This window comes from Serratia sp. CMO1 (assembly GCF_015689115.1).
GTDB classification, from domain to species: Bacteria; Pseudomonadota; Gammaproteobacteria; order Enterobacterales; family Enterobacteriaceae; genus Serratia; species Serratia marcescens.
In genome coordinates this window covers 1,764,402-1,778,861 of sequence record NZ_CP065032.1, presented here as the reverse complement: position 1 = coordinate 1,778,861, position 14,460 = coordinate 1,764,402, and the positions used below count along the sequence as shown (strand labels likewise).

The window sequence follows — 14,460 nt, the reverse complement described above, 5'->3', positions numbered from 1 at the left end:
CCCCTTTCTTTTTACGCCTCTGCGCTAATCCGCTTCAGTCGCCACCGCCGCTTTATCCTTGCGCCGCACGCGCAGCTCGCTGACCACCACCCCAATCACGATCAACGCGCCCCCCAATAACGCCACGCCCGGTAAACGCTCACCGGCGAGCCGCCCGACGATGCCCGCCCAGACCGGTTCACCGGCGTAGATCACCGTAGCGCGCGTGGGTGAAACGCTGCGCTGCGCCCAGTTCATGGTCAGTTGAATCAACGCGCTGGCCAGCCCCAGCCCTATGGCGCTGTACAGCAGGTAATCCGAATACGGCGGCGGCGACTCGCCGGTCGGCACCATCATCAAAAACGAGGCCAGCGAGGCGGTCGCCAGCTGTACTATAGTCACGCGGCGGATATTCACCTTGCCGGCGAAAGCGCCGATGAGGATGATCTCTGCCGCCATGCCCAGCGTGCCGGCCAGCGTCAGCATTTCGCCGAGGCTCAGCGTCATGTCGGTGCTGCTCGGCGCCGCCAGCAGCATCAGGCCGGTAAAGGCCAGCAGAATGCCGATCCACGACATGATGCCGGGGAAGCGCCCCAGCACCAGCCATTGCAACAGCGGCACGATCGGCACGTACATGGCGGTGATGAACGCCGATTGGCTGCTGCTAATCGTCTGCAGACCGACGGTTTGCATGCTGTAGCCGAACATGATCGCCAGCCCGATCAGGACGCCCGCCTTCAGTTCATACAGGGTCAGGCCGCGCAGCACGCGCAGCGAAAACAACGTCAACGCCAGCGTGGCGGTGGCGAAACGCAGGCCGACAAAAAAGAACGGCCCGCTGACTTGCATCGCGTGATGCACCGCCAAAAAGGTGCCGCCCCAGATCATCGTGATGAAAATCAACACCGCTTCCGGCAGCCTGATCTGCGGAACCACGGCGGAAATAAAGGATTTTTTTGCTGCTGACACCGGCTTGCCCTTCCTGCTGAGTGCAATATAATGCACAGATCCTGCCAGTATGAGATAAAGTCCGGCGATGAGCAATACGGCGCATAACGCGAAAACCGATCCCCCCAAAGTGCTGCAGTACCTGAGCAGCAATCTGCGCGGCTACCGCCAACAGGCGGGCCTGAGCCAGATGGCGCTGGCCGAGCTTTCCGGCGTCAGCCGCCGCATGCTGGCGGGCATCGAGGCCGGCGATCGCAACGTCAGCCTGGCGGTACTCGACAAGATCGCCGCCGCCCTGGCGATTTCCTTTACCGATCTGATTCAGGCACCGGAGGCTCGCGGCAACCATCTGGTGGGCGAGTTGGCCTGGCAAGGCGCACAGCCGGGCAGCCAGGCGCTGTTCGCCGCCAGCGTGCCGGCGCGCCAACGGGCCGAGCTGTGGGAATGGACGCTGATGCCGGGTGAGCGCTATGACTCGGCGCCGGACGCCGAAGGCTGGAGTGAAATGATCTACGTGATTGCCGGCACCCTGACATTGGAACTGGAACAAGGCACGCTGACGCTCAGCGCCGGCGCCGCGCAAACCTTCAACAGCGATCAACGTTACGCTTACGCCAACCACGGCGACCTCCCGCTGCGCTTTATCCGCAACGTCGCCTTCTGACTGCCCGCCGGCCCGCGCCGGCGGCGGATGTCGTGTCGCTGTCGTGCCGCTGTCGTGGCGCCGCCACCCCGCGCCTCCTACACTGGATGACAGTGACAGCGAACTCGGGAGTGCATCATGCAAAAGTACCGCATCAGGCCGTTACGTCTGGAGAAAGGCTGGTCGCAGGAACAGTTGGCGACCATCGCCGGCCTCAGCACCCGCACCGTACAGCGGATTGAAAACGGCGAACAGGCCAGCCTGGAAACCTTGACCGCGATCGCCGCCGCGCTGGGCGTGCAGGTCCGCGATCTCAACGCACAGCCGCAACAGACAATAGAGGAGGAGGCGCCTGACGAACAGCGCCTTCGTCGCCAGGTCGCGGCAGAAGGCAAACTGCTGAGCATGGCGGTGCGTTTCGCCGTGATTGGCGTGATGTTGTTCGCCATCAATTGGTTTACCCACCCGCACTATCTCTGGTCGCTGTGGGCGATCGGCGGCATGAGCCTCGCGCTGGTCATGCGGGCGGTGCGCACTCTGCTGCTGCGCAACGTCTTCAGCCGCTGGCAGGAACAGCGGTTGGCGCAAAAACTCAGGCGTCTGCCGTGAGCGTTAGCCACTCGGCCAGCCGGGCCAACGCGCTGCCCGGCACGATCGCCTGCGGCGACAGCAGGTAATAGCCGCTGCCGTCGGGCGTAAAACCGAACGGCGCACTCAACAAACCGGCGGCCAGATCGTCTCGCACTTGCAACCACGGGCCGATCGCGATACCAAGACCGGCGACCGCCGCCTGCAGGCTGAAATAGAAATGATCAAAGCGCTGCTCCGAATGCCCTGCCAACGTCATCCCCTGCTGCTGCGCCCAGTGCCGCCAGGCATCCGGTCGGGTGGCAGAATGCAGCAGTTTAGTGCCGGGCCGCAAACTCCGCAGGCTGCCCTCGGCGCTCGTCATCCTTGCCAATGCCTCGGGTTGGCACACCGGCCCAACCTTTTCACTGAACAGCGCCAGGCTATGCACCTGCTTTCCCCAATCGAAGTCATTGCGCCTGATCGCCGCCGTAATGCCGTCATGGAACGAAAACGGCCCGCCACCGGCCACCAGTTGTAAGTTGATATCCGGGTGCGCCTGCTGAAAAGCCGGCAGACGCGGGATCAGCCAACGCATCAATAAGGTCGGTTCGCAGGACAAGACCAGCGGCGCGTCGAGCGCCTGCTGACGCAGTTCCAGCGCGGTATGATCCAGAATGCCGAAGGCCTGCTGCGTCGCCTGAAACAGCTTGCGCCCCGCCGCCGTGAGCAGAACCCGCCGATGGCGGCGCTCAAACAGCGCCACGCCCAGCTCCTCTTCCAGCGCCCGCACCGCCCGGCTGACGGCGCCATGCGTCAAATTCAGCCCCTGCGCCGCCTGCGTAAAACTTTCCAATCGCGCGGCGGCCTCGAAGCAGCGCAGCCCGCCCAACGGCAACGGCCTGCCGGTTTTGCGTGAGTTTTTCTCACCGATATTGTCACTATTCATCGTTTGTCACCGAGAAAAATTACTCTTATAAATCAGTCACTCTATTGATAAACACCGCAAGGATAACTATGACTGAACTCATCGCTGTCGTCACCATTACTTTACTCGCCGTGATAAGCCCGGGGCCGGACTTTGCCATGGTCTCGCGCAATAGCCTGTTGCTTTCGCGCCGCGCCGGCGTCTTGACCGCCTGCGGCATTGGCGCCGGGGTGCTGGTCCATGTCAGCTATACGCTGATTGGCGTCGGCGTATTGATTCAACAGTCGCCCTGGTTGTTTAACCTGCTTAAAGCCATCGGCGCCGCCTACCTGATCTACCTCGGCGTTACGCTGCTGCGCAACGCGGCGCATCATGACGCAGTCCCCAGCACAGCGCCGGCCGCCATCAGCGATTTCGCCGCCTTGAAAACCGGTTTTTTCACCAACGCGTTAAACCCGAAAACCACCATCTTCATCGTCAGCCTGTTCATGCAGGTGGTTTCTCCGCACACCCCGCTCGGCGTGCAAATCGGCTATGGTCTTTTTATCGCCGCCGTCCATATCTTCTGGTTTGCCGCCGTCGCGCTGCTATTTTCCGCACCGGGCGTCAATGCGCGCTTTTTGCGTTTGCGCCGCGGCATCGACCGCACCTTTGGCGGGCTGCTGATCGCCTTTGGCGCCCTGCTGGCGATCGCCGGCATCAAGTAACGCCGTAACGCCAAGTTCGCCATTCGCTTCTATGCTTATCAGGGGTTTTTGTTAATCATCTGAGCGGGAGTACGGAACATGACGAAACTGTTGGTGCTTTATTACTCAATGTACGGCCACATCGAACGCCTGGCGCAGGCGGTGGCCGAAGGGGTGAATCGGGTCGATAACGTGGACGTGACGATTAAACGCGTGCCGGAAACCATGACGCCGGAGGCCTTCGCCAAGGCCGGGGGCAAACAACATCAACAGGCGCCGGTCGCCACCCCGCAAGAGCTGGCGGACTATGACGGCATCATCTTCGGTACGCCGACCCGCTTCGGCAATATGGCCGGGCAAATGCGCACCTTCCTCGATCAGACCGGCGGCCTGTGGGCTTCCGGCGCGCTGTACGGCAAGGTAGGCAGCGTCTTCTCCTCCACCGGCACCGGCGGTGGCCAGGAACAGACCATCAGTTCGACCTGGACCACGCTGGCGCACCACGGTTTCATCATCGTGCCGATCGGCTATGCGACGCAGGAGCTGTTTGACGTTTCACAGGTGCGCGGCGGCACCCCGTATGGCGCCACCACCATCGCCGGCGCCGACGGCTCGCGGCAGCCGAGCAACGAAGAGCTGACCATTGCCCGTTATCAGGGCGAACACGTGGCCAAAATCACCGCCAAGCTGAAAAGTTAAGCGCCCTCCAGCCTCGTGATCCAAAGGGCCGCGCATTCGCACGGCCCCATCTTGTTGCCGACCCGCCGCAAGGTTAGAATGCCCCTCCCCCGGCCATTCAGCGTCTGAAGGCCAGGCCCGAATTCGTTCTGCCCGTCGCTCATCCGCTTTCAGCCTGAGGACGGGCGTTCTGTTTTTTGCGCACAGCGAAGGGAATAAGTCAGTGTCTAAAGATTTTGATGAACTAATAAGAGACATGGATCTTATTATTGAAAATGTAGACAGCTTCAAGGCTCTGGCTCCGCGCGCGCCCGAGCCGGCTCCGGCCCCGCCGCCGCCGGTTCATCACTACGACTCGTTCTGCGAAAACATCGCGCTGAAAGTCGTCTTGAAGGTGCTGCTGTCTTCGGTGGACAAGATAGTCAAAGTGCAGATCGCCAACAAGGTCGAGCAGGAAATCGCCCAGATCGAACAGCAGGTGGTGCGCGCCGGCGGCGGCCCGGTATCACCGGACGATCTGGCGCAGATGACGCATTACGTTCGCCGCACGGTCAACGACCTGCTGGAATAATCCCCCCTTTGAAACGGCGTCTGTTGGACGCCGTTTTTATTTCCGCCGCATTTCACGTGCGGCGTGGCTGTACCATGACTGACACATTCACAACATGAATATGTTGCATTGTTGTATTCGTTTCACTGCGATAAGTTTAATTTACTGTAAATATATACAGTACTTTTTTTTAACTTATTGAGGATATGAATATGCGCTTTAACAACAAGATGTTGGCCCTGACCGCCCTGCTGTTCGCCGCACAGGCGTCGGCCGACACGCTCGAATCCATCGACAACTGCGCGGTCGGCTGCCCGACCGGCGGCAGCAGCAACGTGTCTATCGTGCGTCATGCTTATACGTTGAACAACAACAGCACCACCAAGTTCGCCAACTGGGTGGCTTATCACATCACCAAAGACACACCGGCCAGCGGCAAGACGCGCAACTGGAAAACCGATCCGGCGCTCAACCCGGCGGACACGTTGGCGCCCGCCGATTACACTGGCGCCAACGCGGCGCTGAAGGTCGATCGCGGTCATCAGGCGCCGCTGGCCTCGCTGGCGGGCGTCTCCGACTGGGAATCGCTGAATTACCTGTCCAACATCACGCCGCAAAAGTCCGATCTTAACCAGGGCGCCTGGGCGCGGCTGGAAGATCAGGAACGCAAGCTGATCGATCGCGCCGATATCTCCTCGGTCTATACCGTGACCGGGCCGCTGTATGAACGCGATATGGGCAAACTGCCGGGCACCCAGAAAGCGCACACCATCCCCAGCGCCTACTGGAAGGTGATTTTCATCAACAACAGCCCGGCGGTGAACCACTATGCCGCTTTCCTGTTCGATCAGAACACGCCGAAGGGCGCCGATTTCTGCCAATTCCGCGTGACGGTGGACGAGATCGAGAAACGCACCGGCCTGATCATCTGGGCCGGTCTGCCGGACGACGTGCAGGCTTCGCTGAAGAGCAAACCCGGCGTCCTGCCGGAGTTGATGGGCTGCAAAAACTGACGAGAAAACCCGCCGAAGCGGGTTTATTTTTCACGCGGGCGCCGGCGGATTATTCCGTCAGCGCTTTTTGCGCGGCGGCCAACTCACGCTGACGGGGTGAGGCTACCGCGTGATCGCGCGCCAACAGCGTATACACCGTCGGCAACACAAACAGGGTAAACAGCGTGCCCACCAGCATGCCGGAGACGATCACCAGCCCCAGGCCGAAGCGGCTGGCAGCCCCGGCGCCGCTGGCGAACAGCAGCGGGATCAAACCGAACACCATCGCCCCGGTGGTCATCAGCACCGGCCGCAGACGAATTTGCGCCGCCTGCAAAATCGCGCCGCGCCGCGTCAGCCCCTGATGCATCTGCAGCTCATTGGCGAACTCCACCATCAGAATGCCGTGCTTGCTGATGAGCCCGATCAGGGTCACCAGCCCGACCTGGGTGTAGATATTCATCGTGGCGTAGCCCAGCGCCAGCGGCAGCAAGGCGCCGCAGATCGACAGCGGCACGGTGATGAGGATAATCAGCGGATCTTTCAGGCTCTCGTACTGCGCCGCCAGCACCAGGTAAATGATCACCAAGGCAGCCAGGAACGCGAACGCCAGCGCGCTGCCCTCTTGGGTGTATTGGCGCGAATCCCCCTGCCAGTCGTGGCTAAATTCGGCCGGCAGCGCATTGGCCTGCCGTTCGAGGAAAGCCACCGCTTCGCCCATCGAAACGCCGGGCGCGGGAATGGCCTGCAGGGTGGCGGCGTTCTGCTGGTTGAACTGGGTCAGCTTGTTCGGTTCGACCTTAACGGCCACCGATACCACGGTGGAGAGCGGCACCAGCGTATTGTCCTGGGTGCGGACATATTGCCGCGCCAGCGCCTGCGGCGTCAGCCGTTGTTCGCGCAGGCTTTGCGGGATGACGTCATAAGCGCGCCCGTCCATGCCGAAGCGGTTGAGGTAGTTCTCTCCCACCAGCACCGCCAACGATTCACCGATGTCGCTCATGCGTATCCCCAGACTGTTGGCCTTGGCGCGATCGATGCGCACCTCCGCCAGCGGGTTGTTGTAGTCCAAATCGCTGTCCACCACCATAAACAGGCCGCTGTTTCTGGCGTTCTGCTTCACCTCCTCCAGGGTGCGATACAGCTGCGGGTAGTCCTGCGGCGTACGCAGCACCATTTGCACCGGCAGCCCCCCGGTGGAGCCTGGCAAGGCGGGCAGCTGGAAGGCGAAAATGCTGGTGCCTTCAACATCGTTCACCGCCCGTTGCAGATCGGCCTGCACCGCCGACGCCGAGCGCTGGCGCGCCTGCCACAGCGTCAGGTTGATGCCGCCGATACCGGACGCCGTGCCGTCGCTGCCGTTGATGATCCAGCGGCTTTCGGTTTCCGGCATGCGGTTGTAAACCTCATCCAGCTTGTAGGCAAAGCGTTCGACATAGTTCAGGTTGGCGTGCTGCGGCGCCTTGATGGCGGTCAGTACAATGGCCTGATCCTCGGTCGGCGCCAGCTCGCGCTGCGGCATCAGGTACAATAGCGGCAGACTGATCATCACCAGCAACGCCAGCGTGCCGGTCACCCAACGGTGATGCAGCGAGAAATCCAGCGCGCGCGCATAGCGCCGCGTCAGGCCGCCGAAGAACCACTCGGCGGCGTGCGCCACGCGCCCTTCGCTCTGTTTGGCCGGCAGCAGGAGCGAGCTCATCACCGGCGACAGCGTCAGCGCCACCACGCCGGACACCACTACCGCCCCGGCCAGCGTCAGTGCGAATTCGCGAAACAGCGCGCCGGTCAGCCCGCCCATCAGGCCGATCGGCGCATAGACCGCGGCCAGCGTCAGAGTCATGGCGATCACTGGCCCGGCCACCTCGCGTGCGCCGATCATCGCCGCCGCCAGCGGCGTTTTCCCCTCTTCGATATGGCGATGCACGTTCTCCACCACCACGATGGCGTCGTCCACCACCAAACCGATCGCCAGGACCATCGCCAGCAGCGTCAGCAAATTGACGCTGAAGCCAAAGGCCAACATCAGCCCGGCAGCGCCAAGTATCGACAGCGGAATGGTCACCACCGGGATCAACACGGTGCGCAGCGACCCCAGACACAGGTAGATCACCGCCACAACGATCGCCAGCGCTTCGAGTAGGGTATGCACCACTTCATCGATCGAGGCCTGAATAAAGCGCGCGGTTTCGAACGCCAGCGCCATCTTCACGCCCGGCGGCTGCATCTTGTCGATCGCCGGCATCAGGTGGCGAATGCCGTCAACGATCACCAGCGGGTTGCCGGTCGGCGTAGGGAAGACGCCGAGGAACACCGCCGGTTCGCCATCCATCAAGGCGCTGGTTTCCGTGGCTGCGGCGCCCAGCTCCACGGTGCCGACGTCTTTCAGGCGCACCAGACCGTTGCCGTCGTTGCGCACCACCAGATTGCGAAACTCCTCTACGCTGGTGAGATCGGTATTCACCCGCACGTTGGCAACCACATACTGCCCTTTCACCTTGCCCGGCGCCGCCTGGTAGTTGTTGCGCCGCACCGCATCGGCCACATCGGCAGCGGTCAGACCGCGGCCGGCCAGCCGATCGCTGTCCAGCCACAGGCGCATCGCCATTTTTTGCCCGCCGAACACTTCAACCTTGGCGACGCCGTCGATGGTGGTGAACATCGGTTCCACCACCCGCGTCAGGTATTCGCTCAGCGCCGGCGTGGACAGCGTTTTACTGGAAAAACCGACATAGGCCACAGCGGTGGCTTCACCGGCTGAGCGCTCAATCACCGGATCGTAAGCCTGTTCCGGCAGCTTATAGCGCACCTGGTTGACCTTGGCCATCACTTCGGTCAGCGCCTGGGTGGAGTCGCGGTTCAGCGCCATGCGCACCGTCACCACGCTGCGCCCCTGCACCGAGGAGGAAGAAAGGTAGTCAACGCCCTCGACGGAGGACACTGCCTGGGCGATCGGCTGCGTAACAAAGCCCTGCATCAGCTCGGACGACGCGCCGGGATAGTCGGTGCTGATGGTGATGGTAGAGTTTTCCAGCAGCGGGTATTGGCGGATCGGCAGTTTGCTGAGCGCCAGCGCACCGAACAGCAGGATCAGGGTGCTGACCACCAGCGCCAGCACCGGCCGGCGCACGAACAGATCGGTAAATGTCATCAGCCTCTCCTCAGGAACCGGCCTGGGCGGCGTTCAGAGTATCCTGCGCCACCGGCTCGGCCGCCGTGCCGTCGCTCAGCTTGAGCTGGCCCGAAGTCACCACCCGGTCGCCTTCCTGCAGACCGCTGACGATCTCGACGCGCCCGTCGTTGCGCTCACCCACGGTGACTGAGACGCGCTTGACCGTCATGCCCTTTTCACCCTGCTGGGCCAGAAACACGGTATCGCCGTACGCCGTATAGGTCAGCGCCGTTTCCGGCACCGTCAGCACCGCCACGCGCTGCTGCTGCGTGACGCGAATGCCCGCGTACATACCGGCTTTCAGCAATCCTTGACGGTTGGCCAACGTCGCCTGCACCTGCACGGTGCGGGATTTGCCGATCATCGGGTCGATAGCGGTAATGGCGGCGGGGAAAGCGCGCTCGGGATAGGCCCCGACCTGCACCGACACCGCCTGCCCCAACGCCAGCCCGGCGCTGCTTTGTTCGTCCAGCGAGAAGTTGACGCGCAGCGTATCGGCGTCCACCAGGTTCGCCACCGCCTCGGCGGCGTTGAGGTATTGCCCTTCATGCACGCGACGAATGCCGATGGTGCCTGAGAACGGCGCGCGGATCGCCTTTTGTGCGATTTTGGCCTGCGTTTCCTGCACCGCCCCGAACGCCATATCCCGTTCGGCCAGCGCATCGTCCAGCTGTTGTCGCGCGGTGGCGTTGAGGTTCATCAGCTTGCGCATGCGCGCCAACAGCAGATCGGCATTGCGCAATTGCGCCTGCAGGCGCACCAGCTCAGCCTGCTCGACCGCATCGTTGAGCTGCACCAGCAGTTGCCCCTGCCGCACCGTTTGGCCGGATTCGAACAGGATGCGCGTGATGCGGCCGCTGGTCTCTGCCGCCACTTCCACCTGGCTGGCCGCCTCCAGCTCGCCCACGCCGGCGTAACTGCGCGCCGCCTGTTCACGCAGTGCGGGCGCCAGCGCCACTTTCACCGGCGGATAGGCCGGCGCGCCTTCGCTTTGCCGCGCGGTGGATCGCATCGCGACCGCAGCGACGGCGAGCGCCGCCAGCAGCGCGGCAATAATGAGGTATCGTTTCATCATGTAACGGTTTCTTCCTGATTTTACAGCCAAAGCCATCCTTCCCCCGACGCAGCGCAGGCAGGTGACGAGAGATGCCGGTTGCCAAGCCCGGCTGGCTGCACTATAAAACCTCAGGTTAACTTGAGGTCAAGCTGAGGAACGTGGAATGGCAAGAAATGAACCGATTAACACCTATCGGCTATTGACCGTTGGAGAAGTGGCGAAGCGCAGCGGCGTGGCGGTATCCGCGTTGCACTTTTACGAAAGCAAGGGGCTGATTCAGGCAACGCGCAACGCCGGTAACCAGCGCCGCTACACGCCGGTGGTGTTGCGCTACATCGCGGTGATCAAGATCGCGCAAAGCGCGGGCATTCCACTGGAGGAGATCCGCGCCACGCTGGGCCGCTTTCCCAGCGGCAGCAAACTGACCTCAGAACAATGGGGGCTTTTGTCCTCCGCCTGGCGCAAAACGCTGGATGAACGTATTCAACGGCTAACGGTGCTGCGCGACCATCTCGACAGCTGCATCGGCTGCGGCTGCCTGTCGCTCGCCGACTGCCCGCTGCGCAACCCAAACGATATTTTGGGCCAACAGGGCGCCGGCGCGCATATTTTCGAACACCCGACGGAACACCGGTGAGCGAAACAGGTTGCGCACCGGTTCTCCCGGGCCTCTCAGGGATAGATGATGTTCAACGTGGCCGAGGTGTTGATTTCCCCCTGCGTTACGCCATCGCGCTGATAAGGGTAATAATAAGCGCCCATGCCGATGATGAAGTGACTGTTCAGGCTGCCGCCGGCGGCGACATGAAACAGTGAAGTGGCGCTGCCGCGATCGACGTTGGAAGGCGACAATACCACCGGCGAGCTCGGCATGTCGCGCTTGACCAGGCGCAGCCCCACTCCTTGCGCGCCGCCCGCATTGGCATTGGTCAACACGCTGGCGTCGGAGGCCAGCAGGTTATTGCTGGACAGGAACATCTCAACGGCGCGATCGGCGATGCCTTCCTGCTGCATGTTCTGGCAGCTGATGTTCAGCGAGAACGGCGTGTAGCCGGGTTGATTGTTATTCAGCACCTGCGCCATGCCTATTTTGGGCAACCTGACCGTCAGGCCGGCGTTGTCGAAACGACAGGTGGTGGTTTTCGGCGCGTATTTGATGTTCATCGGCTGGCCGTACATGTCGCGATCGTCATAAGGCCAGTTGCCGGTAAGCAACCAGGTGAGCAATTTCCCCACTTGCTCCAACAGCCAGAACGGCAATTCCAGAATGCCGATGCCGGTCACATCGCTCACCAGTAAAACGTCATCGAGCATCAAGGTATCGCCAGGCACCACCCGCCCATCCTTGGGTTTTTGCACCAGCGAATAACGAATGGTCATCGGCGAGTTTAACTCTGACGCGGAGTGTTCCCCGCGCCCCCTCAACGTTCTGTCGCTTATCTTGTTGGTGATTTCCGCCCGGATCCACTGTTGACCGTTGTTAAAACCGAAAATCGCGGCCTGCGAATCTTTCGGCGAAAGCTTGATGGTGTAGGAAAAGTTGCTTTTGGACTTGCTGCAGTTAAATGTGCCGGTGTACTGGGTATTATATTGTGCCTCCCAGACCGGCATATTGGCGCTCAGCTTATCGGAGAGATCAACAAAAATCGGGGGCGCAAACTCCGCTCCTTTGCCATAGCAGGAAGCATGGCTATAGCCGCTGAACAGCCCGGACAGCAGCAGCAAAAAAATCAGCCTGATCATAGATTCGGTTATCCTGTATTAGCGGCAAACGCCGGGCGACGCATCCAGCGCCAGAGTCGGTTTGGCGATGCGGCAACTGCCGTCGCGCAATTGCACCGTCAACGCCGTTGGCGGCTGTTCAGCGCGCAGGTACAACACGCTGGCCTGGCCGACAAAACCTACCGACCGAGCGTTTTCATCCATCACTTCGGCGCCGAACGGCAGCGGTGCACCATCGGCGCGCAGCGCCCGCAGCTGGAATGGCCGGCGTTGGTCGGTCTCGAATTTCAGGTAGCTGACCGCGCCGTAGTAAGGTACATGGTTGGCGACGTTGCCGCTGATTTCCGCCCCGCTGCTGTGGCCGGTATCCGATAACGTGACCGAGTTTTGCCGGTACGGCGTGGCGTAAGGCACCAGCGCCAACCCCTGCGCATTGGTCACGATGCTTTCGTCGCCGTTGACCATCAGCCCTTCGGCCTGCGGCGCCTCGACCACCGTCATGGTGTTGCCGATCTCGTTCGACGCCAGCAGATGCCAGGGGATCGCCACCAGGCTGCCACGCGCGCTGAGGCCGCTCTGACGATAATCATCGCCTTCGCTGTAGGAGACGCCCAGCGTCGAGGCGCGCGCGCGATAGGCCGCATTGACGCTGGCCATATTGTCGCCGCCGCTGCGATTGCTGCCGCTCAGCGAGTAGCTCAGGCGGTTGGATTCCAGCGCATTGCCGCTCAGGCTGACCGTGCTTTGCTGATAGTGAGAGTCCGTCGCAGACAGACCGGTGCTGAGGTAGGCGTTATTATCGAACACCGACAGCGGTAAGCTGAACGACAGGTAATAGCGCGTCTCTTCCTCACGCTGGCTGTTGCGCACCCGGCTGGCGGAAACGGAGTAGCTGACGCGCCCCAGATTGTTGGAGTACCCCAGTTGGTATTCGCGGCTTTTCGCATTGGCCGTCCAGTAATCACGCTGGGAGCCGGAGAAGAACAGCGTGCCCCACCCTTCGTTAAGACGCTGGTTCAGGTTGAGCGTAAAGGTATTTTTCGGCCGAGCCGAACGCAGCGCATCCCAGGTGTTCATATCCAGTTCGGACACGCCCTCCTCGTCGCGCCAGCGATCAACCTGACGCTCCAGCTGGCGATAGCCGTCATTGGAGTAAATGGCGTCGGTAAAGCTGTAGTAACCGCGGGTGGAGTAGCGATAGGCAGCCAGCGTGAAGTTGGTCGCGGTGACATCGAGAAATTTACTGTAGGCGATACGGAAGCTCTGCCCGCTTTCACGGCGGTTTTTCAGGCGAGTATCGGCATGCGTCAGGTCAATGGACACTGCCCCTATCGGCAGGTTCCAGCCGCTGCCGAGCAGCCAGGCCTGATAATCGTCGCTCAAAATGCTGCCGGCATAACCCGTTACCAGATTGTTGAAACCGTACTGCAGGGTGCCCTGTACAAAGCCGGGGTCGTAATCGGTATTGTTTTCGTTTACCTTGCCGGCCAGTACGCTGTATTGGCTGACACCCTGTTTCAACATGTTGGGTACGGCTGAAAACGGCACGCTGAACGACTGCTCGCGCCCGTCAGCCTCTTTGACCGTCACCCACAGATCGCCCGCCGAACCGGTCGGCTGAATGCTGTCGAGGGTAAAGGCGCCCGGCGGCACGTTTTCCTGGTAGATCACGTTGCCGTTCTGCACCACTTTCACCAGGGCGTTGGATTGCGCCACGCCACGCACGATCGGTGAAAAACCCTGCTGCGAGTTGGGCCGCATGCTGATATCCGACGCCAGCGCCACCCCGCGAATGCGTACCGAGTCGAACAGCTCCCCCGGCGAATAAAAATCACCGGCGGTCAGGTTGGATTTGATGTCGGCGAAGCCGCGCTGCAGATAACGCGTGTTGTTTTGCCAATGGCTCCCCCGCCCGCTGCCGTGGCGAAAGCTGCTGCTGTCGCGAAATTGCCAGCCGGCCAGATTGATCCCGGATTCCAGCCCGGTATAAAAATCGTCATTGTTGCTGCGATTGCCTTCGCCGCGCGCCTCGGCGTGGTAGTAGGTCGCGTTGTAGGCCAGCGTCAACGCGGAGATGCCACGATTCCAGAAAGCCGGATCCACGTATCCTGCTTCCGATCGGTTGATCCGCGCCTGCGGTACCGTCAACCGCAGGCTCAGCGCGCCGACGTCCATATCGAACCGCCCGCCCTGTACCAGCGAGGCGATCGACAGCGTCGTCTGGGGCGCCTGAGGTGTCGGCAATTGACTCAGATCGATGCCCAACCGCTGCGCATCCTGGTAGCCAATTTGAATATCGTCGCGTTGCGTGCCAAACAGCAGCGCGTAGCGCCCTTTCCAGTCATGATTGACATACACATCGATCTCCTGCCGGCCGGCAGGCATGTCATTGTTGAGGTAAAAACGCGAAAGATCGGAATCGCGCGATTCGCCGGCCAACAGCGAAGTATCGAACGTCACCGCCCAGGCCGTATCCGGCAACAAGAATGAAGAGGCGGTCAGCAGCGAGAGGACTTTTTTATTCAGCTTCATTGTTGT

The 14,460-nt window shown here is 61.4% G+C and carries 13 protein-coding genes; 7 read left to right on the top strand and 6 right to left on the bottom strand.

Features of this window, described 5'->3' with window-relative positions; genetic code table 11:
- Positions 1-24: 24 nt before the first annotated feature.
- On the bottom strand, positions 25-948 hold the full coding sequence (locus IT763_RS08375) for a DMT family transporter (protein WP_016928266.1): 924 nt from the start codon (positions 946-948) through the stop codon (positions 25-27).
- Between the two features lie 67 nt (positions 949-1,015).
- Between IT763_RS08375 and IT763_RS08370 the strand changes: the two genes are divergently transcribed.
- A complete protein-coding gene (locus tag IT763_RS08370) occupies positions 1,016-1,591 on the top strand; it encodes a helix-turn-helix domain-containing protein (protein ID WP_049300489.1) in 576 nt (191 codons plus the stop codon).
- A gap of 117 nt (positions 1,592-1,708) precedes the next feature.
- On the top strand, positions 1,709-2,179 hold the full coding sequence (locus tag IT763_RS08365) for a helix-turn-helix domain-containing protein (RefSeq protein WP_016928267.1): 471 nt from the start codon (positions 1,709-1,711) through the stop codon (positions 2,177-2,179).
- Here the strand turns inward: IT763_RS08365 and IT763_RS08360 are convergent.
- Positions 2,163-3,086: a LysR family transcriptional regulator gene (locus IT763_RS08360; RefSeq protein ID WP_016928268.1), complete on the bottom strand. Its 924-nt coding sequence runs from the start codon at positions 3,084-3,086 to the stop codon at positions 2,163-2,165. The two genes, IT763_RS08365 and IT763_RS08360, sit on opposite strands and share 17 nt — an antisense overlap.
- 68 nt (positions 3,087-3,154) lie before the next feature.
- On the opposite strand from IT763_RS08360, the gene IT763_RS08355 reads away from it, so the two are divergent.
- From IT763_RS08355 to IT763_RS08340, 4 genes are all read left to right on the top strand, one after another.
- Positions 3,155-3,772 carry a LysE family translocator gene (locus tag IT763_RS08355; protein ID WP_016928269.1) on the top strand — a complete coding sequence of 206 codons (618 nt, stop codon included), beginning with the start codon at positions 3,155-3,157 and terminating at the stop codon, positions 3,770-3,772.
- 78 nt (positions 3,773-3,850) lie between these two features.
- Entirely contained in the window at positions 3,851-4,450 is a 600-nt protein-coding gene (gene wrbA / locus IT763_RS08350) for an NAD(P)H:quinone oxidoreductase (protein WP_164053779.1), read from the top strand.
- Between the two features lie 235 nt (positions 4,451-4,685).
- Positions 4,686-5,000 carry a hypothetical protein gene (locus IT763_RS08345; RefSeq protein ID WP_016928271.1) on the top strand — a complete coding sequence of 105 codons (315 nt, stop codon included), beginning with the start codon at positions 4,686-4,688 and terminating at the stop codon, positions 4,998-5,000.
- Between the two features lie 191 nt (positions 5,001-5,191).
- The gene (locus tag IT763_RS08340) at positions 5,192-5,992 is read left to right on the top strand and encodes a DNA/RNA non-specific endonuclease (RefSeq protein WP_164053777.1); all 801 of its coding nucleotides are present in this window, start codon (positions 5,192-5,194) and stop codon (positions 5,990-5,992) included.
- A gap of 49 nt (positions 5,993-6,041) precedes the next feature.
- Here IT763_RS08340 and IT763_RS08335 read toward each other — a convergent pair whose 3' ends face one another.
- On the bottom strand, positions 6,042-9,122 hold the full coding sequence (locus tag IT763_RS08335) for a MexW/MexI family multidrug efflux RND transporter permease subunit (RefSeq protein ID WP_049300490.1): 3,081 nt from the start codon (positions 9,120-9,122) through the stop codon (positions 6,042-6,044).
- 10 nt (positions 9,123-9,132) lie between these two features.
- Positions 9,133-10,218, bottom strand: coding sequence for an efflux RND transporter periplasmic adaptor subunit (locus IT763_RS08330; RefSeq protein WP_049300491.1), 1,086 nt, complete (start codon positions 10,216-10,218; stop codon positions 9,133-9,135).
- Positions 10,219-10,363: 145 nt separating this feature from the next.
- Here IT763_RS08330 and soxR point away from each other — a divergent pair, with 145 nt between their 5' ends.
- Positions 10,364-10,837, top strand: a complete 474-nt coding sequence (gene soxR, locus IT763_RS08325) for a redox-sensitive transcriptional activator SoxR (protein ID WP_016928275.1) — start codon at positions 10,364-10,366, stop codon at positions 10,835-10,837.
- Between the two features lie 35 nt (positions 10,838-10,872).
- Here the strand turns inward: soxR and IT763_RS08320 are convergent, their stop codons facing one another.
- Positions 10,873-11,943 (bottom strand): fimbrial protein, encoded by a 1,071-nt coding sequence (locus IT763_RS08320; protein WP_206195334.1) that lies wholly within the window; start codon positions 11,941-11,943, stop codon positions 10,873-10,875.
- An 18-nt stretch (positions 11,944-11,961) separates the two neighbouring features.
- Positions 11,962-14,454 (bottom strand): fimbria/pilus outer membrane usher protein, encoded by a 2,493-nt coding sequence (locus IT763_RS08315; RefSeq protein ID WP_117286944.1) that lies wholly within the window; start codon positions 14,452-14,454, stop codon positions 11,962-11,964.
- Positions 14,455-14,460: the final 6 nt, after the last annotated feature.